Here is an 18,485-nt window from a genome sequence, read left to right on the forward strand (position 1 = left end):
CGGGCGGCGGCCTGCCGCACGAGATGAGGACGTGGGTTGCTCAAGTCTGCCCGCAAGCAGGACAAGGATCCCGAGGGCCGGATGCCCCTCGTGGAGCACCTGCGTGAACTCCGCAACCGACTGGCGAAGGGTCTCCTCGCCGTCGCAGCGGTGACGATCGTGGCCCTCGTGTACAGCGAGGAGCTGATGCAGTTTCTGACGAAGTCCGTGCCCACGTGCGCACCGGGCGTCTCCAGCAATGGCGGAAACTGCGCGATCGTCTCCTTCAACACGCTGATGGCCCCCTTCAGCACGACGATCCAGCTGTCGCTGACGACCGGTCTCGTCGTCGCGAGCCCCGTCTGGCTGTACCAGCTGTGGGCCTTCGTCGCACCGGGACTGCACAAGAACGAGAAGAAGTACACGTACGCCTTCGTCGCCGCGGCCGTCCCGCTGTTCTCCGCGGGCGCCTACCTCGCGTACCTCATCCTCCCCATCAGCGTGAGGGTCCTCATCAGCCTCACGCCCGAGGGCTCCGCGAACATCCTCTCGCTCGGCGACGTCCTCGACTTCACCCTGCGCATGGTGCTCGTCTTCGGTCTCGCCTTCGAGCTGCCCCTGGTCCTGGTCATGCTCAACCTGACCGGAATCCTCACCGGCCGCCGCATGGCCGGCTGGTGGCGCGGAGTGATCATGGGCGTCTTCATCTTCGGCGCCGTCATCACTCCCACCACCGACCCCGTCGGCATGCTCGCCCTCGCCGGACCCATCTCGATCCTCTACTTCGGCGCCGTCGGCTTCTCGCTCCTCAACGACCGGCGACGCAATCGGGCCAACCCCGACGCCGAACTCGACGACGACGAGGCCTCCAGTCTCGACCTCACCCCCGAGACCGTCGGAGCCGTGGAGCCCGTGGGCACGGCCAAGGCCCTGCCGGAGCAGTCCACCGGTGAGCCCGGCGGACACCGGGTGAACGGTTACGACGACATCACCTGATCTTGTAGGGTCCCCCCAGACTCCGTCCGGGGGGACCCCCAATGACCAGCGACATCACTCTCTTCGTCAACCCGACGGCGGGCCGTGGACGCGGCGCACGCGCCGCCCGGCCCGCCGCCGAGGCATTCAGGGACGCCGGTTTCCGGGTCCGCGTGCTCCTCGGACACGACGCCGCCGACGCCCTGCGCCGCGCCCGCGAGGCCGTCGCCGAAGGCACCGGGGCCCTCGTCGCCGTCGGCGGCGACGGCATGATCTCCCTCGCCCTCCAGGCCGTCGCCGGTACGGACACCCCGCTCGGCATCGTCGCGGCGGGCACCGGCAACGACTTCGCCCGCACCCTCGGCCTGCCCCTCGGCGACCCGGTGGCCGCCGCCCGCGTCACGGCGGAAACCCTCCGGACGACCGGCGGGAGCGCCATCGACCTCGGACGGATCGAAGGGGGGACGCGCGGCGGCCGGCCGGGCACCGACGCGAGCCCCCTCCCGCGCTGGTACGGCACCGTCCTCGCCTCCGGCTTCGACTCGCGCGTCAACGACCGGGGCAACCGGATGCGCCTGCCCGCCGGACGCTTCAAGTACGACCTCGCGATCCTCGCCGAACTCGCCGCCTTCCGCCCCGTCCCGTACCGCCTCTCCTTCGACGACGGGCGCGTCCTGGAGACGGAGGCCACCCTCGTCGCCGTCGGCAACGGCACCTCGTACGGCGGCGGCATGCGGATCTGCGCCGACGCCCGCCCCGACGACGGACTCCTCGACGTCACCGTCGTCGGCGACTGCGACCGCAGGACCCTGGTCAAGGTCTTCCCCCGCGTCTACCGGGGCACCCATCTCGGCCACCCCGTGGTCACCACCCACCGGGTCCGCTCCGTCACCCTCGACGCCCCCGGCACCACCGGATACGCCGACGGGGAACCCCTCGGCCCGCTGCCCCTCACCGTGACCTGCGCCCCCGGCGCCCTGCGGATCCTCGCCCCGCTCCCCGCACGGAACCCCTGAACCGGCCCCTCCGCATCCCGTCGATAAAGATCGCGTCACTGTCGGAGGGGGCGGGTAGGCTCGAAGACAAGATGACAGAGGACCTCACCCCCGCCCAGGCGTACGCGGCCGCCCGCGCCCGCAGCGCCGAGCAGGCCACCGCACTTGCCCCGTTCCGCGAGATGTACGAGTTCGGTCTGGACGCCTTCCAGATCGAGGCGTGCCAGGCCCTGGAAGCGGGCAAGGGCGTGCTCGTCGCCGCGCCCACGGGCTCCGGCAAGACCATCGTCGGCGAGTTCGCCGTCCACCTCGCCCTCACCCAGGGCCGCAAGTGCTTCTACACCACCCCCATCAAGGCCCTGTCGAACCAGAAGTACGCCGACCTCGTCAGGCGGTACGGCAACGACAAGGTCGGCCTGCTCACCGGTGACAACAGCGTCAACGGCGACGCACCGATCGTCGTCATGACCACCGAAGTCCTCCGCAACATGCTGTACGCGGGCTCCCAGGCCCTCTCCGGCCTCGGCTACGTCGTGATGGACGAGGTCCACTACCTCTCCGACCGCTTCCGAGGCGCCGTCTGGGAGGAAGTGATCATCCACCTCCCGCCGTCCGTCACCCTCGTATCGCTCTCCGCGACCGTCTCCAACGCCGAGGAGTTCGGCGACTGGCTCGACACCGTCCGCGGCGACACCGAGGTCATCGTCTCCGAGAGCCGCCCCGTCCCCCTCTGGCAGCACGTCCTCGCCGGGCGCCGGATGTACGACCTCTTCGAGGAGGAGACCGACCACGGCGGCAGGGGTGCCTCCCGCCGCGAGGTCAACCCCGACCTGCTGCGCCTCGCCCGCACCGAGAACAGCCGCACGTACAACCCGCGCGAGCGCCGGCGCGGCAAGATGGTCCGCGAGGCCGACCGCGAGCGCGAGCGCCGCCAGCGCTCCCGCATCTGGACCCCCGGCCGCCCCGAGGTCATCGAGCGCCTCCACGCCGAGGGACTCCTCCCCGCCATCACCTTCATCTTCAGCCGCGCGGGCTGCGAGGCCGCCGTCCAGCAGTGCCTCTACGCCGGACTCCGCCTCAACGACGACGAGGGACGCCGCCGCGTCCGCGAGATCGTCGAGGAGCGCACCGCCGCCATCCCCGACGAGGACCTGCACGTCCTCGGCTACTTCGAATGGCTCGAAGCGCTGGAGCGCGGCATCGCCGCCCACCACGCGGGCATGCTCCCGACCTTCAAGGAAGTCGTCGAGGAACTCTTCGTCCGTGGCCTGGTCAAGGCCGTCTTCGCCACCGAGACGCTCGCCCTCGGCATCAACATGCCCGCGCGGACCGTCATCCTGGAGAAGCTCGTCAAGTGGAACGGCGAGCAGCACGCCGACATCACCCCCGGCGAGTACACCCAGCTCACCGGCCGCGCCGGACGCCGGGGCATCGACGTCGAAGGCCATGCCGTCGTCCTCTGGCAGCGCGGACTCGACCCCGAGCACCTCGCCGGACTCGCGGGCACCCGCACCTACCCGCTGCGCTCCAGCTTCCGCCCCTCGTACAACATGGCGGTCAACCTCGTCGACCAGTTCGGCCGGCACCGCTCCCGGGAACTGCTCGAAACCTCCTTCGCCCAGTTCCAGGCGGACCGCTCCGTCGTCGGCATCTCCCGTCAGGTCCAGCGCAACGAGGAAGGGCTCGAAGGCTACCGCGAGGGCATGACCTGCCACCTCGGCGACTTCGAGGAGTACGCGCGGCTCCGCCGCGATCTCAAGGACCGCGAGACCGATCTGGCCAAGCAGGGCGCCGCCCAGCGCCGGGCCCAGGCCGCCGGGTCGCTGGAGAAGCTCAAGCCCGGCGACATCATTCATGTCCCCACCGGCAAGTTCGCGGGCCTCGCCCTCGTCCTCGACCCGGGCGTCCCGGCCGGCCGTACCAACGGACACCGGGGCTTCGAGCAGCACGACGGACCGCGCCCCCTCGTCCTCACCGCCGAGCGGCAGGTCAAGAGGCTCGCCTCCATCGACTTCCCGGTGCCCGTCGAGGCCCTGGAGCGGATGAGGATCCCCAAGTCCTTCAACCCGCGCTCCCCGCAGTCCCGCCGCGACCTCGCCTCCGCCCTGCGGAGCAAGGCCGGGCACATCAACCCCGACCGTCACCGCAAGCAGCGCTCCGCCGCCGCCGACGACCGCGAGATCGCCCGGCTGCGCACCGAGATCCGCGCCCATCCCTGCCACGGTTGCGACGAGCGCGAGGACCACGCCCGCTGGGCCGAGCGCTACCACCGGCTCCAGCGCGACACCCAGCAGCTGGAGCGGCGCATCGAGGGCCGCACCAACACCATCGCCCGGACCTTCGACCGGATCGTCGCGCTCCTCACGGAGCTGGACTATCTGCGGGGCAACGAGGTCACGGAGAACGGCAAGCGCCTCGCCCGGCTCTACGGCGAGCTGGACCTGCTGGCCAGCGAATGCCTCCGCGACGGTGTCTGGGAGGGGCTCACCCCGCCCGAACTCGCCGCCTGCGCCTCCGCGTTGGTGTTCGAGGCGCGCCAGTCCGACGACGCCGTCGCGCCGAAGCTGCCCAGCGGCGGGGCCAAGGCGGCGCTCGGCGAGATGGTGCGGATCTGGGGGCGGCTCGACGCCCTTGAGGAGGAGTTCAAGATCCGCCAGGCGGAGGGGGTCGGCCAGCGCGAGCCCGACCTCGGATTCGCCTGGGCCGCCTACCAGTGGGCCTCGGACAAGAGCCTCGACGAGGTGCTGCGCGAGGCGGAGATGCCCGCCGGTGACTTCGTCCGCTGGTGCAAGCAGGTCATCGACGTCCTCGGCCAGATCGCGGCGGCGGCGCCCAGGGAGGACAGCACCGTCGCCAAGAACGCCCGCAAGGCGGTGGACTCCCTGCTGAGGGGCGTCGTGGCCTACAGCTCGGTGGGCTGACGGGCCTCTCGTACGCGGAGGGCCGCCGCTTTCTTCCCGCGACCGGGTGCCCATGACGATCACGTCATGGGCACCCGGTCGTTTTCCACGGTCGAAGCGTTTGACAGACGGCGGACGGCGGTTCGTCAGTGAACGCGCCAGCACGTACGCGGAGATCGGCACCACCTCGGCGAGCAGGCCCGTCCGCGCCCCCCCGTTCCCAGGGGCTGGAAGAACCCCAGGACGGGGAGCGACTGCCGAGGGGTGAAGGGTGTTGGACGGGCACCGTCAGGCGAAGGGCAGGCCTCGGAAGGGTGTCGGTCAGGCCGAGAACGTCTCCGTGGGGGCGGAGGCCGGAGTGGGCTCGGGGGAGGGGGCTGCGGTGGTGGCGCGGAGCGAGAGGGCGGTGGAGGCACCGCCGAGCAGCAGGATCGTTCCTGCGGCGGCCAGTGTGGTGCCGTCGGGCGAGAGGAGCGCCTGACCTCGCAGGGCCTGCCAGGTCAGCAGGGCGAAGACCGCGGTGTAGACGGCGGAGGCCGTGAGCGTGAGCCGGAGCCGTACGCGCTCGTCGGCCAGGCGGGTGAAGCGGGTGGCGAGCGCGGTGAGGGCGAAGAGCAGCAGCGGGAGCAGCTGGAGCGCGTGCATCCCGAAGAAGTGGGCTATGCGCAGGTCGCCGCCGGTCTCGGCCCAGCCGGTCAGGGGCATCGACGGGCCGCCGTCAGGGGTCCCGACGGAGTGGGCGCCCAGGATCGGGGAGTCGGGCCGTGCGAGCTGTTCGGGGGTCGGCCGGACCATCAGATAGCCCACGGCGGTACCGGCCAGGGCTATCAGGGAGGAGAGCCGCACGGCCCAGGCCAGGGCGCGGTCGAGTATGCGGGCCCGGAGCAGCAGGACGGCGATGACCAGCGCGCTCAGCCACAGGACGAGGACGGTGGCGCCCATGAGCTGGAAGACGGCGTTGTCGAAGGGGGTGGCGTTGTTGAAGTGGCTCTGGGTGCCCCGGATGACCTGGAGGGTGATGAGGACCATCTCGACGGTGCCGGTGAGGGTCAGCACCGTCCCGGCCCACCAGCCGACCCGGCGGCCCCGGGGGAGCAGCGACAGCATCCAGGCGAGTGTCAGCCCGTAGGCGACGAAGGAGACGGAGAACTTGAAGGGCTTGGTCCAGATCGGTACGCCGACGAGGACCCGGTCGTCGACGGCGATGCCGACGGCGGAGACGAGCGCGAGGACGGCCATGGCCGCCGAGAACCAGATCAGCGGTCGATGCGACCGGGTGAGCGCAACGAGTGAAGGCATGCGGAATTCCCCCCGTGGGAAGTCATGGATAGTGGCACTAGCCACTATCTGATAGCGCCACTATCTATGATGAGGAGTCGGTCGGCAAGGCCGAGGCAAGACCAGGAAGGTGAACGCGCTGTGCGCATCGGAGAGTTGAGTCGCGAGTCCGGGGTTTCGGTACCGACGATCAAGTTCTACGTACGGGAAGGGCTGCTGCCGGCCGGAGAGCTGACGAGTCCGAACCAGGCCTCGTACGGAGAGACGCACGTACAGCGTCTCCGCCTGATCCGGGCGCTCCTCGACGTGGGCGGGCTCTCGGTCGCCGCCGTCCGTGAGGTGATGGCCGCCATCGACGACGTCGACAAGCCGATACACGATCTGCTCGGCACGGTCGCCACCCGCATGGTCCCGCGCTACGAGCGGGGGCCGGGGAGCGGGATGGAGGAGGCGCGCGAGGCCGTCGGCGCCCTGATCGGCGCGCGGGGCTGGCAGGCCCATGCGGAGGGCCCGGCGGCGGAGGCGCTGGCGACGGCCCTCGCGGCGCTTGAGGAAGTCGGCCACGGGGGCTTCGCCGAGGTCCTGGACGTGTACGCCGACGCGGCGGAGAGGGTGGCGCGGGCGGACGTGGACTACGTGGCCCACCATGTGGCGCGCGAGGAACTCGTCGAGAGTGTCGTCGTCGGCACCGTCATCGGCGACGCGATCTTCTCCGCCCTCCGCCGCCTGGCCCAGACGGACGCCTCGGGCCGCCTCTTCGGGGAGGCGACGTAGCGGGGGAGGGGGAGGGAAGGGTGCGGGAGTGGGGAACGGGGGGGTGAGGGGGAGTGTGTGCGGGACCCGAAGGTCAGTTCTCCTGTTCCTGTTCCACCTGGTCGTTCCACTCCCGCTTGATCGCGCGCCACGCCTCGTCCGACTTGCCCAGGCGCCAGTAGCCCGAGATCGACAGGCGCTCGCGGGGAATCTCGCGCTCCAGGCGCAGATGGCGGCGGAGTTCCTTCACGAGGCCCGCCTCGCCGTGGACGAAGGCGTGGACGTCGCCCGCCGGGAAGTCCAGGCTCCGGACGGCCTCGACGAGGGCCTCGCCCGCCGGGCGGTCGCCCCGGTGCAGCCAGGTCACGTGGATGCCGTCCTCCGCGCCGATCTTCTGCTCCTCGGCGGCGTCCGAGACCTCCACGAAGGCCTTCACCCGCGATCCGGCGGGCAGCGCCTCCAGGGCCACCGCGATCGCCGGCAGCGCGCTCTCGTCGCCCACGAGGAGGTGCCAGTCCGCCGACGTGTCCGGCGCGTATCCGCCGCCGGGCCCGAGGAAGCGGATCGTCTCGCCCTCCGTCGCCCGAGCCGCCCACGGTCCCGCGAGGCCCTCGTCGCCGTGCACGACGAAGTCGATCGTCAGCTCCCGGTGGACCGGGTCCCAGGCGCGCACGGTGTAGGTCCGGGTGGTGGGCCACTGCTCGCGGGGGAACTCCGCCCGGATCCGCTCCATGTCGAACGGCTCCGGGTAGGAGACCCCCTCGGGGGCGAACAGCAGCTTGACGTAGTGGTCGGTGAAGGAGCCCATCTCGAACGCGTCGAGCCCGGAGCCACCGAGGACGACCCGCACCATGTGCGGGGTGATCCGCTCGGTGCGCACCACACGCGCTTCGGTGGCCTTCGGTGCCTTACGAGGCTGCTCTGACACGAGGGGCTCCCCTGACTCGACGTACTTAGGTATGCCTAAGCTAGCATCTCCAGGCTACGTCACCCTGGCGAGTTCCCGCCGCTCAGCGCTCAAGCACCGGAAGCAGCCGCCCCACCGCCCCGCCGAGCCCCCACCGCTTGACCAGCGCTTCCAGCGCCTCGGGGTCCCGCGGGGCCGTCGGCAGGGCCGGATCGAACTCCGGCAGCGGTACGTCCCCGGCCACCCGCACCACCGTCGGCGCGACGTCCAGATACGCGGCGGACTCCACGATCCCGCGCCGCTTGGCCGGGGTCAGCCTCGACGTACGGTCCTCGGCGGCGGCACGGACCCCGGCCAGGTCCCCGTACTCCGTGATCAGCTGCGCCGCCGTCTTCTCGCCGATGCCCTTCACGCCGGGCAGTCCGTCGCTGGCGTCCCCGCGCAGGGCGGCGAAGTCCGCGTACCGGTCGGGGGAGACCCCGTACTTCGCGCGGATCATCTCCGCGTCGACCAGATCGCAGTCGCCGACCCCCTTGCGCGGGTACAGCACGCGCACCTGCCGGGCGTCGTCCACCAGCTGGAAGAGGTCCCGGTCGCCGGTGACGATGTCCACGGGGCCCTCGGCGCGCGCCGTCAGGGTGCCGATCACGTCGTCCGCCTCGTACCCCGGCGCCCCGATCCGGGCGATGCCGAGCGCCGCGAGGACCTCCTCGATCACCGGCACCTGCGGGGAGAGGGTGTCCGGGATCTCCTCCTCGTCCGGCCCGCTCCCGGTCTCGACGGCGACCCGGTGCGCCTTGTACGAGGGGATCAGGTCCACCCGCCACTGCGGGCGCCAGTCGTCGTCCCAGCAGGCCACCAGGTCGTCCGGGTGGTGGTCCTGGACGAGCCGGGTGATGAAGTCGAGCAGTCCGCGCACGGCGTTCACGGGGGTGCCGTCGGGGGCGCGGACCGAGTCCGGCACGCCGAAGTAGGCGCGGAAGTAGAGGCTTGCGGTGTCGAGGAGCATGAGGCGTCGAGTCACCTCCCCTATTTTATGGCGCGACCCGCGGCCGGACCTTGAGGCGGGGCCCCGCCTTCCGCACCCCGGGATCCTCCCCCTGTGACCCACGTCACCTTTGCGTTTGCATTGTGTGAAGGCGGGGAGGCGCGAGCCCGGAGCGGAACCCGGTACGGGGTTCGAGACAGGAATTCCGTACGCGACGGGCCGCGGGCCGATCCCGCCCGCTCCACGGCCCGGCCGCGCGGGGGTGGCGGGCCGTTCTCATCGCTACCCGTGAGGTGTATGTGTCCAGGCTCCAGGCCGACCACTTGTTCAAGGTGTTCGGCAGACGATCCGACGAGGCCGTCCGCAGGCTCGTCGACGGCGCCGACCGAGAGGAGCTGCGCGCCGAGGGGACGACAGCAGCCGTCGTGGACGCCGGTTTCACCGTGGAGCCCGGCCAGATCTTCGTCGTGATGGGGCTCTCCGGCTCCGGCAAGTCGACCCTGCTGCGGATGCTCAACGGTCTGCTCGAACCCACCGCGGGCCGCGTCCTCTTCGACGGACGCGATCTGACCGCGCTCTCCCCCCGCGAGCTGCGCACGGTCCGCTCCACCAAGATCAGCATGGTCTTCCAGCACTTCGCGCTGTTCCCGCACCGGAACGTTCTGGAGAACGCCGCCTACGGGCTGGAGGTGCAGGGCGTCCCGCGCGACGAGCGCGCGACCCGCGCCGCCGAGGCCCTGGAGCTGTGCGGTCTGGCCGGCTGGGAGAAGTCCTGGCCCGACGAACTCTCCGGCGGCATGCAGCAGCGGGTCGGTCTGGCCCGCGCCCTCGCCACCGACGCCGACCTGCTCCTGATGGACGAGTCCTTCAGCGCGCTCGACCCGCTCATCCGGCGGGACATGCAGGACCAGCTGCTCGTCCTCCAGCAGCGGCTGAAGAAGACCATCGTCTTCATCACCCACGACCTCAACGAGGCCATGCGCCTCGGCGACCGCATCGCCGTCATGCGCGACGGCCGGATCGTGCAGCTCGGCACCGCCGAGGACATCCTCGTCCGCCCCGCCGACGACTACGTGGCCTCCTTCATCCAGGACGTCGACCGCTCCCGGGTGCTCACCGCGTCCGCCGTCATGACCGAGGGAGCGGTCCCCGCGGACTGCCCCGCCGACTGCGCCTGCCAGGCGGTCGGACCGGACACCCTGGTCGCCGACCTGTGCGCGGTGGCCGCCCGCACCCCGCACCCCGTGACCGTGGAGGACACCGACGGCTCCGTCCTCGGCGTCGTCCCCGCCGAACGCCTCCTCGGCGTGATGGGCGGCCTCGGCGCGAGCGCGAGCCCGACCGCGCCGCAACCGGGCCCGAGCCGTGATTCCCGTACGCGCACGGGCTCCGCCGCCCCGAGCGCCGCGGAGACCGCGAGGAAGCAGGACCAGGCCCCGGCGCGCAAGAGCACGGGCCCCGCGCCCGCGAGGAAACCCGGCCCGAACCCGTCGAGGAAGACGGCGAACACCCCGGCCCCGAAGAACACCGGGGAGGTGACCGCCCGTGCCTAGGCTCCCCCTCGGCGACTGGGTCGACAGCGCCGTCGACTGGCTCCAGGCCCAGCTCTCCTGGCTGTTCGACGCCGTCAGCTCCGGCGTCACCGGGCTCTACGACGGCATCGACACCGTCCTGTCCGCCCCCCAGCCGCTGCTCTTCGCCGGCATCCTGGCCGTCGTCGCCTGGTGGCTGCGCGGTCTCGCCGCCGGTGTCCTCGCCTTCGCGGGCTTCGCGCTCGTCGACTCGGTCCAGCTCTGGGACGAGGCCATGGCGACGCTCTCCCTGGTGCTCGTCTCCACCCTGGTGACCCTGGCCATCGCCGTACCGCTCGGCATCTGGGCGGCCCGCTCGAAGTCCGTCAGCGCCGTCCTGCGGCCCGTCCTCGACTTCATGCAGACCATGCCCGCGATGGTCTACCTCATCCCCGGCATCATCTTCTTCGGCGTCGGCGTCGTCCCCGGCATCATGGCCACCATCGTCTTCGCGCTGCCCCCGGGCGTACGCATGACCGAGCTGGGCATCCGGCAGGTCGACGGCGAACTCGTCGAGGCGGCCGAAGCCTTCGGCACCACCCCGCGCGACACCCTGCTGCGCGTCCAGTTCCCGCTGGCCCTGCCGACGATCATGGCCGGAGTCAACCAGGTCATCATGCTGGGCCTCTCGATGGTCGTCATCGCGGGCATGGTCGGCGGCGGCGGACTCGGCGGCGCCGTCTACCGCGCCATCGGCAACGTCGACATCGGCCTCGGCTTCGAGGCGGGCATCTCCATCGTCGTCCTCGCCATGTACCTGGACCGGATGACCGGCGCGCTCGGCCGACAGGTCTCCCCGCTGGGCCGCCGCGCCGCCGCCAAGGCACGCGCCGCGCTCGGCGCCAAGCGCCCCGGGGCGAAGATCTGGGCCCACCGCCCGCAGCCCGTCACCGCCCTCGTCGGCGTCGTCGTCCTCGCCCTCGTCGCGGGCGGCACCGGCATCCTCGGCTCCGGCGGCGACTCCACCGCCTCGGGCCCGGACACCGGCCACGGCAAGAAGATCAGCATCGGCTACATCCCCTGGGACGAGGGCATCGCCTCCACGTACCTCTGGAAGGAACTCCTGGAGCGGCGCGGATACGAGGTCGACGCCCTCCAGCTGGAGGTGGGCGCCCTCTACACGGGCCTGGCCGGCGGCCAGCTCGACTTCCAGACCGACTCGTGGCTGCCCGTCACCCACGCCCAGTACTGGGAGAAGTACCGGAACAAGCTGGAGGACCTCGGCTCCTGGTACGGCCCCACCTCCCTGGAACTCGCCGTCCCCTCGTACGTCGAGGGCGTCGACTCCCTCGCCGACCTGAAGGGCAAGGGAAAGCAGTTCAAGGGCCGGATCGTCGGCATCGAGCCCAGCGCCGGAATGATGGGCATCCTGAAGGACAAGGTGCTCAAGGAGTACGGCCTGGAGGGCGAGTACAAGGTCGTCGACGGCTCCACGCCCGGCATGCTCGCCGAGCTGAAGCGCTCCTACGAGCGCAAGGAACCGGTCGTCGTCACCCTCTGGTCGCCGCACTGGGCCTACTCCGCCCACGACCTGAAGAAGCTCACCGACCCCAAGGGCACCTGGGGCACCGGCGACGGCGTCCACACCCTCGCCCGTAAGGGATTCACCCAGGACAACCCCGAGGTCGGCCGCTGGCTGAAGGACTTCTCGCTGACCGAGAAGCAGCTCACCGACCTGGAAGCCGTCATCCAGGAGACCGGCAAGGGCAAGGAACAGCAGGCCGTCCGCACCTGGCTCGACGCCACCCCGGGCCTCGCCGAGAAGCTCACACCGCAGTAGCCCCGGCACGGCCGCCCGGCCCACGACCGGGGAGCCGCTGTCCGAAAAGGGGTGGTCGCCGAACGCATTCGGCGGCCACCCCTTTTCGGCACGACGCGAAACCCCGCCCCAAAGCTGCGTAAGGTTCAGGTAACCGCCCGGTACGGGTACGCGCGAGGAACGAGGGAGGGAGCCGACATGGACGAGAAGGAATCACCACGCGTGGGCGCGGCCGTCAAGAGGCGACGCAGAGCGCTCCAGCTCACCCTGGCCGTCGTCGCCACCCGCAGCGGCCTGTCCGTGCCCTTCCTCAGCCAGGTCGAGAACGACCGCGCCCGGCCGAGCCGCCGCTCCCTCGAACTGGTCGCCGGCGCCCTGGAGACCACGGCCGGGGAACTCCTCGCCGCCGCCGAGGCCGCCAGGACCGTCGACGTCGTCCGGGCCGGGGAGCACTCCACCACGCTGCCGCCCGGCGTCCGCTCCCTCGTCCGGGGCCGGCACCAGCTGCACGCCCTGGAATTCACCGGCGAGCAGGACGCGGGACGCGAATTCCAGCACCGCAACGACGAGCTGCTGTACGTGGCCGACGGCGCCGTCGAGATCGAGGCCGAGGGCCGCGCCCACCGGCTGGGCCGAGGCGACACCCTCTACCTCTCCGGTGGCGTCCGCCACCGCTGGCGCGCCACCGAACCGGGCACCCGGCTGCTCGTCGTCGCGGTCGCCGAACACGTCGAGGCCGAGGAACGGTGACGGCGGCCGGGACCCGGTCCGTTTCGACGGTGGTGCGGACCCCGCCCGTGCAAGCGGTGGTGCGGACCTCGCCCGTGCCGACGGCGGCCGGGACCGCGCCCGTGCCGGGCTTCGGCACCGGCACCGGAGCGCCATGAGAGTCGTCTCCCTCGTCCCCTCGCTGACCGAAGCCGTCGCCGTCACCCTCCCCGGCGCCCTCGTCGGCGCCACCGACTGGTGCGCCCGGCCCGCCGGGCTCGACGTCGCACGCGTCGGCGGCACCAAGAACCCCGACGTCCCCGCCGTCCTCGCGCTCCGCCCCGATCTCGTCCTCGCCAACGAGGAGGAGAACCGCGCCCCCGACCTCGACGCGCTGCGGGCCGCCGGGACCGACGTCCTCGTCACCGAGATCCGCACCCTCGACCAGGCCTTCGACGAACTCGCCCGGACCCTCGCCGCCTGCGGCGCGCCCCGTCGCCCCCGCTGGCTCGACGAGGCGGAGGCGGCCTGGGCGGCGGTCGTCCCGGCAGGGCCGTACACCGCCGTCGTCCCCGTCTGGCGCCGCCCCTGGATGGTCCTCGGCCGGGACACCTTCGCCGGAGACCTGCTCGCCAGACTCGGGGTGCGCAACCTGTACGCCGACCACCCCGAGCGCTATCCGCGCCTCCCGCTCGACGAGCTGCGCGCCGCCGGACCCGACCTGGTCGTCCTGCCCGACGAGCCCTACCGCTTCACCCGCGACGACGGCCCCGAGGCCTTCCCCGGGACCCCCGCCGCACTCGTCGACGGACGCCTGCTCACCTGGTACGGGCCTTCGCTCACCGAGGCTCCGCGCGGGCTGGCGCGGGCCCTGCGGGCAGCGCGCCGCTGACGAGCCCGCGCAGGGTGTGCGCCCCGGCCAGCAGCCAGGCGCCGACGAGCAGCGCGTACAGGCCGAAGGCCAGCCAGCGGAAGACGGCGAGACCGGTGTGCTGGGCGAGCCCCTCGGCGCCGGTCACACAGGTCCCGACGGGGAACGTGAACGCCCAGAAGGTCATCGCGAAGCCCATGCCCTGCCGCCGCGCCCGCAGCACCATCGCCCCGGCGAGCGCCAGCCACAGCAGCGCGAAGCCCATGACGGGGACCCCGTAGAGGACGGCGAAGGAGGCGAAACCCCGCGCGTACGAGGCGGGCAGCACGCCCGGGGCGACGTCGGCGAACTTGTTCGCGGCGGTCGTCGACTGCCCGAGCGGGCCGAGGACCAGGAAGAGCGTGGGGGTCAGCGCGAGCGGCAGCGGCCCGCCGGTCACCAGACGGCCGAACACCAGCGGCAGCATGACCAGGGTCGCGAGCAGACTGACGCCGAACATCGCCCAGCACAGGATCAGCAGGGTCTCCTGGGCCTGCCCCGCGGGCAGGTGGGGCACGAGCAGCGGGCCGAGGGCGGCGGAGACCATGGGCGCGACGACCGGCAGCAGCCACACCGGCGACGCGCTCTCGATCCGGTGGTGCACCACCATGAGATACGGCACCGCCACCGCCGCCGCGAGCCCGACGAGCGTCCCGGCGCCGAACAGGACCCCGTCGAGCGCCACGGCCGCCGGAAGCCCGATCCAGTCGCGGCCCACCAGCATCGCGCCACCGCCGACCGCGAGCAGCGCCATCGAGAGACAGCCGTAGAACGGGGCCATCGCCGGGTCGAGGAGATGCGCGCGGGCCTGGTCGCGATGGCGGATCCAGTGCACCGCACGGGCGGCGAGCAGGACGAGCAGCATCGCGAGGGAGAGCGCCCAGACCGCCGCGCAGACCGTACGCGTGCCGGGACCGGCCCCGGGAAGCCCCACGCCCGCGGTGGCGACGATGGCCGTGCCCATCACGGCGGCGTACCAGTTCGGGCCGAGATGCCGGACGGACCGGGCGGGGGAGCGGAGCGGACGGACGCCGTGCGCGGGGGCGGAGCGGGCGGTACGGGGAGGTGCGAGGCTTGCCATGTCTCCACTTTCTTTCCCCTCCACCGCCCCCACCAGGGATCTTGCGGCTATGACGCCATAAGCTGGCTTTATGAGCGGAGACGGGGAGACACGGAGCGAGGCCACCGACGACGACGGGACCCCGACGGGAGGACCACCGGGCGGCGGCCGTCGCGCGTACGGGGAAGGGGGTCGCCCGCAGCTGCACCACCGGGTTCCGGACCTCGGGGCGCTCGAACTGCTCCTCGCCGTCGCCCGGCACGGCAGCCTCGGCGCCGCCGCCCGCGAGGTCGGCATCACCCAGCCCGCCGCCAGCAGCCGCGTCCGCTCGATGGAACGACAGCTCGGCGTCGCCCTCCTCGACCGCTCGCCGCGCGGCTCGCGGCTCACCGACGCGGGCGCGCTCGTCACCGACTGGGCGCGGCGGATCGTCGAGGCGGCCGAGGCATTCGACGCGGGCGCCGAGGCCCTGCGCGGGCGGCGGGACTCCCGGCTGCGGGTGGCCGCCTCCATGACGATCGCCGAGTACCTGCTGCCCGGGTGGCTGATCGCGCTGCGCGCGGAGCGGCCGGGGACGGCGGTGTCGCTCCAGGCGGGGAACTCGGCGGTGGTCGCGGAACGGCTCCTCGGCAACGAGGCGGACATCGGCTTCGTGGAGGGGCTCGCGGTCCCCGAGGGCCTCGACGGCGTGGTCGTCGCCCACGACCGGCTCGCGGTCGTGGCCGCCCCCTCCCACCCCTGGGCCCGCAGGCGCGGCCCGCTGGCACCGGCGGAGCTGGCCTCGACCCCGCTGGTCCTGCGGGAACGCGGCTCGGGCACCCGGCAGGTCCTGGACGCGGCGCTCTCCGCCCACGGCGGTCTCGCACAGCCGCTTCTCGAACTGGCCTCCACCACGGCGGTGAAGGCCGCGGCGGTCAGCGGGGCCGGGCCCGCCGTCCTCAGCGAACTGGCGATCGCCGAGGAACTGGCCTCCCACCGGCTGGTCGCCCTCCCCGTCCAGGGGGTCCTGCTCCGCCGCGACCTCCGCGCGGTCTGGCCGACGGGCCACCGCCCCACGGGCCCGGCCCGAGACCTGCTCTCCCTGACCCGGGCCCGACCCGCGGGGTGAATCCGGTACGTCGGGGAAGGCCGGGCCTTGGCATGCCGGGGAAACCGGGTCCCGGTACGTCGGGAAGGCCGGGTCCCGTACGAGTCGGAAGCCCGGTCCCGGTACGTCGTCAAGGCCGAGTCCCGTGCGCGCGGAAGGCCCGGTCCCGGTGCGGGTGAAGGCGTCGCCCCGCGTCCTATCCCCCCGCCGCCGCCACCAGCCCCCGCATCACCCGCAGGTCCTCGCCCATCTCCGGGTGCCACTGGACGCCGAGGGCCCAGGCGGGGGCGGGCAGTTCCACCGCCTCCACCGTGCCGTCCTCCGCGTGGGCCGAGGGCGAGAGGCCCGCGCCCAGCCGGTCCACCGTCTGGTGGTGATAGGTCGGGACCTCGGAGAGTTCCGGGACCAGGGACGCGTACAGGCTTCCCGGCACCGGCTTCACCGGGTGCCGGCCGATCACCCCGACCGCCTCCACGTGCCCGTCCAGGTGCTGGACCAGCGTGCCGCCCAGGGCCACGTTGAGGAGCTGCATGCCCCGGCAGATCCCGAGCAGCGGGGTCCCCGAGGCCAGGGCCGCCCCGATCAGGGCCAGCTCCCAGGCGTCCCGCTCGCGGGCGGGCGGGCCCGTACGCGGATCGGGTGCGGCCCCGTACCGTACGGGCTCCACGTCCGCCCCGCCCGCCACGACCAGACCGTCGAGCCGGGCCACGGTCGGGGCCGCCGCACCGGGCGCGTCCGGCGGCAGCATCACCGCGAGTCCGCCGCTCTCCTGGACGAGCCGGGGGTAGCCGGCGGGCAACAGCGCGGCCCGCAGGTCCCACACCCCCCAACGGGCCTGGTCCAGATAGGTGGTCACTCCGATGAGCGGCTTGGACACGTGCTTCCTCCAGGGGTGCGGGGAGGCCGTCGGGCCGGCTCCGGCCGGGTCCGGCCCGGTCGGGTTCAGTTCCGGTCGAGTTCGGCCTCGGCCGCCGCGAGCGCCGCGAACTCCTCCTCGGGCGCCTTGGCCACCAGACGGTGCCGACTGTAGAACGCGAAGTAGGCGAGGGCGATCACGTACACCCCGAGCGTCAGGAGCGCCGCCGCCCGGTCCACCAGGAAGGTCGCGACCAGGGCGGCGAGGGCGAGGACCAGGGCGGTGGCCGAGGTCGCCGTCCCGCCGGGCGTGCGGTACGGCCGGTGCAGTCCCGGCTCGCGGCGGCGCAGCACGATGTGGGAGAGCGCCATCAGGGCGTACGAGAGGGTGGCGCCGAAGACGGCGATGTTCAGCATCCGCGCCCCGTCACCGGTCCCGGCGGCCAGCGCGAAACCGATCGCGCCCGGCACGAGCAGCCCCAGGTACGGCGACTTGCGACGGTTGGTGAGGGAGAGGAAGCGGGGCAGGTAGCCCGCCCGGGAGAGCGCGAAGAGCTGCCGTGAACCGGCGTAGACCAGCGAGAAGAACGAGGCCACCAGACCGGCCAGACCCGCGTAGTTCACGAACCGGCCGAGCGCGGTCGGCGGCCCGTCTCCCTGGAGCGCCACCACCAGCGGATCGCCCGCCTCGCTCACCGCCGACGCGCCCCGCGCGCCCGTCGCGGCGAGAAAGGTCACCACGGCGAGCAGCACCAGCACGCCCAGGGCCGTCGCGAGCGCCCTCGGCAGGGACCGCACCGGGTCCCGCGCCTCCTCGGCGGCGAGCGGCACGCCCTCGACGCCCAGGAAGAACCACATGCCGAAGGGGAACGCGGCCCAGATCCCGAGCAGCCCGAACGGCAGCCAGGAACTTGCCCCGAACGCCCCGCCGTCGACCGGGATGTCGTCGAGACCGTCGAACCGGAAGCGGGCGAAGGCGCCGAACGCGAAGACGACGAGCGCCACGACCGCGATCGCCGTCACGACCAGGCTGAAACGCAGCGCCTCGCCCACGCCCCACAGGTGGATGCCGAGGAACAGGGCGAAGCAGACCAGCAGGACCGGCCGGCCGGACTCCGCACCGAAGAGCCCGAGGGACTCGACGTAGTCGCCGATGAAGATCGAGATCGCGGCCGGGGCGAGGATGTACTCGATGAGGATCGCCGTCCCGGTGAGGAACCCGCCCCAGGTGCCGAGCGCCCGCCGGGCGAAGCCGTAACCGCCGCCCGCCGTGGGCAGGATGGCGGACAGCTCGGCGAGCGCGAAGACCAGACAGGCGTACATCACGCCCATCAGGGCGGCGGCGATGGCGAGCCCGCCGAAACCGCCCTTCGACAGGCCGATGTTCCAGCCGGAGAAGTCCCCGGAGACGACGTACGCGACCCCGAGCCCGGTGAGCAGCAGCCAGCCCGCGCTGCCGCGCCGCAGGGTCCGCCGGGCCAGGTAGTCGTCCGGGGCGGGCGGGCCCGCAGAGACGTTCCCGGGGGCGCTTCCTCCGGTCCTCCGGGCCGCGTTCCCGTCCGTACTCCCGTCCGCCTCCCTCGCCGTGTCCCCGTCCGTCTTCCTGCCCGTGTTCCCGGATGTCTTCCCGTCCGCGTTCCCGGAGGTGTCGTCGAGCGTCATGGCGGCGTCAGCTCCCCGTGGCAAAGGATCGGACGCATACCTTTGCGTCGGCGAGCGGGGGAGCGCAACCCCCCTTCCGGACTTTCACCCCGCCCGCC

Annotated in this window: 15 protein-coding genes; 9 read left to right on the plus strand and 6 right to left on the minus strand. The window is 72.6% G+C overall.

Annotated features, from left to right (window positions below):
* Window positions 1-81 precede the first annotated feature (81 nt).
* From tatC to BU197_RS28765, 3 genes are all read left to right on the plus strand, one after another.
* Window positions 82-975, plus strand: coding sequence for a twin-arginine translocase subunit TatC (gene tatC, locus BU197_RS28755; RefSeq protein WP_188271311.1), 894 nt, complete (start codon window positions 82-84; stop codon window positions 973-975).
* Between the two features lie 41 nt (window positions 976-1,016).
* Complete coding sequence (locus tag BU197_RS28760; protein WP_188271253.1) at window positions 1,017-1,970, plus strand: diacylglycerol kinase; 954 nt, start codon at window positions 1,017-1,019, stop codon at window positions 1,968-1,970.
* A 71-nt stretch (window positions 1,971-2,041) separates the two neighbouring features.
* Window positions 2,042-4,870 (plus strand): DEAD/DEAH box helicase, encoded by a 2,829-nt coding sequence (locus tag BU197_RS28765; RefSeq protein ID WP_188271254.1) that lies wholly within the window; start codon window positions 2,042-2,044, stop codon window positions 4,868-4,870.
* A gap of 300 nt (window positions 4,871-5,170) precedes the next feature.
* Here the strand turns inward: BU197_RS28765 and BU197_RS28770 are convergent, their stop codons facing one another.
* Window positions 5,171-6,148: a hypothetical protein gene (locus tag BU197_RS28770; protein WP_223182878.1), complete on the minus strand. Its 978-nt coding sequence runs from the start codon at window positions 6,146-6,148 to the stop codon at window positions 5,171-5,173.
* A gap of 120 nt (window positions 6,149-6,268) precedes the next feature.
* Here BU197_RS28770 and BU197_RS28775 point away from each other — a divergent pair, with 120 nt between their 5' ends.
* Entirely contained in the window at window positions 6,269-6,901 is a 633-nt protein-coding gene (locus BU197_RS28775) for a MerR family transcriptional regulator (RefSeq protein WP_188271255.1), read from the plus strand.
* Window positions 6,902-6,974: 73 nt separating this feature from the next.
* Here the strand turns inward: BU197_RS28775 and BU197_RS28780 are convergent, their stop codons facing one another.
* The gene (locus BU197_RS28780; protein WP_188271256.1) at window positions 6,975-7,808 is read right to left on the minus strand and encodes a siderophore-interacting protein; all 834 of its coding nucleotides are present in this window, start codon (window positions 7,806-7,808) and stop codon (window positions 6,975-6,977) included.
* Between the two features lie 82 nt (window positions 7,809-7,890).
* Window positions 7,891-8,796 (minus strand): 5'-3' exonuclease, encoded by a 906-nt coding sequence (locus BU197_RS28785; RefSeq protein WP_188271313.1) that lies wholly within the window; start codon window positions 8,794-8,796, stop codon window positions 7,891-7,893.
* Window positions 8,797-9,074: 278 nt separating this feature from the next.
* Here BU197_RS28785 and BU197_RS28790 point away from each other — a divergent pair, with 278 nt between their 5' ends.
* The 4 genes from BU197_RS28790 to BU197_RS28805 all read left to right on the plus strand — a co-directional run bounded on the left by BU197_RS28790 (window position 9,075) and on the right by BU197_RS28805 (window position 13,705).
* Complete coding sequence (locus BU197_RS28790; RefSeq protein WP_317452097.1) at window positions 9,075-10,328, plus strand: betaine/proline/choline family ABC transporter ATP-binding protein; 1,254 nt, start codon at window positions 9,075-9,077, stop codon at window positions 10,326-10,328.
* Window positions 10,321-12,126, plus strand: coding sequence for an ABC transporter permease/substrate binding protein (locus BU197_RS28795; protein ID WP_188271257.1), 1,806 nt, complete (start codon window positions 10,321-10,323; stop codon window positions 12,124-12,126). Before BU197_RS28790 ends, BU197_RS28795 begins: the two co-directional genes overlap by 8 nt.
* A 177-nt stretch (window positions 12,127-12,303) precedes the next feature.
* Complete coding sequence (locus tag BU197_RS28800; protein ID WP_188271258.1) at window positions 12,304-12,855, plus strand: helix-turn-helix domain-containing protein; 552 nt, start codon at window positions 12,304-12,306, stop codon at window positions 12,853-12,855.
* Between the two features lie 133 nt (window positions 12,856-12,988).
* On the plus strand, window positions 12,989-13,705 hold the full coding sequence (locus tag BU197_RS28805) for a helical backbone metal receptor (RefSeq protein WP_188271259.1): 717 nt from the start codon (window positions 12,989-12,991) through the stop codon (window positions 13,703-13,705).
* On the opposite strand, the gene BU197_RS28810 is transcribed toward BU197_RS28805, so the two are convergent.
* Window positions 13,653-14,804: a TDT family transporter gene (locus BU197_RS28810; protein ID WP_188271260.1), complete on the minus strand. Its 1,152-nt coding sequence runs from the start codon at window positions 14,802-14,804 to the stop codon at window positions 13,653-13,655. The genes BU197_RS28805 and BU197_RS28810 overlap by 53 nt on opposite strands.
* 70 nt (window positions 14,805-14,874) lie before the next feature.
* Between BU197_RS28810 and BU197_RS28815 the strand changes: the two genes are divergently transcribed.
* Entirely contained in the window at window positions 14,875-15,891 is a 1,017-nt protein-coding gene (locus BU197_RS28815) for a LysR family transcriptional regulator (RefSeq protein WP_223182880.1), read from the plus strand.
* A gap of 175 nt (window positions 15,892-16,066) precedes the next feature.
* On the opposite strand, the gene BU197_RS28820 is transcribed toward BU197_RS28815, so the two are convergent.
* Window positions 16,067-16,747, minus strand: coding sequence for a gamma-glutamyl-gamma-aminobutyrate hydrolase family protein (locus tag BU197_RS28820; RefSeq protein ID WP_188271261.1), 681 nt, complete (start codon window positions 16,745-16,747; stop codon window positions 16,067-16,069).
* 65 nt (window positions 16,748-16,812) lie between these two features.
* Entirely contained in the window at window positions 16,813-18,387 is a 1,575-nt protein-coding gene (gene eat / locus BU197_RS28825; protein WP_188271262.1) for an ethanolamine permease, read from the minus strand.
* Window positions 18,388-18,485: the final 98 nt, after the last annotated feature.

It is taken from the genome of Streptomyces sp. CBMA291 (assembly GCF_014596525.1).
Lineage (GTDB): Bacteria > Actinomycetota > Actinomycetes > Streptomycetales > Streptomycetaceae > Streptomyces.

What these genes read in the sequence shown, in the direction of transcription:
- tatC (WP_188271311.1), top strand. Translation starts at nt 82, where the DNA reads ATGCCCCTCGTGGAGCACCTGCGTGAACTCCGCAACCGACTGGCGAAG.
- BU197_RS28760 (WP_188271253.1), top strand. Translation starts at nt 1,017, where the DNA reads ATGACCAGCGACATCACTCTCTTCGTCAACCCGACGGCGGGCCGTGGA.
- BU197_RS28765 (WP_188271254.1), top strand. Translation starts at nt 2,042, where the DNA reads ATGACAGAGGACCTCACCCCCGCCCAGGCGTACGCGGCCGCCCGCGCC.
- BU197_RS28770 (WP_223182878.1), bottom strand. Translation starts at nt 6,148, where the DNA reads ATGCCTTCACTCGTTGCGCTCACCCGGTCGCATCGACCGCTGATCTGG.
- BU197_RS28785 (WP_188271313.1), bottom strand. Translation starts at nt 8,796, where the DNA reads ATGCTCCTCGACACCGCAAGCCTCTACTTCCGCGCCTACTTCGGCGTG.
- BU197_RS28800 (WP_188271258.1), top strand. Translation starts at nt 12,304, where the DNA reads ATGGACGAGAAGGAATCACCACGCGTGGGCGCGGCCGTCAAGAGGCGA.
- BU197_RS28805 (WP_188271259.1), top strand. Translation starts at nt 12,989, where the DNA reads ATGAGAGTCGTCTCCCTCGTCCCCTCGCTGACCGAAGCCGTCGCCGTC.
- BU197_RS28810 (WP_188271260.1), bottom strand. Translation starts at nt 14,804, where the DNA reads ATGGCAAGCCTCGCACCTCCCCGTACCGCCCGCTCCGCCCCCGCGCAC.
- BU197_RS28815 (WP_223182880.1), top strand. Translation starts at nt 14,875, where the DNA reads ATGAGCGGAGACGGGGAGACACGGAGCGAGGCCACCGACGACGACGGG.
- eat (WP_188271262.1), bottom strand. Translation starts at nt 18,387, where the DNA reads ATGACGCTCGACGACACCTCCGGGAACGCGGACGGGAAGACATCCGGG.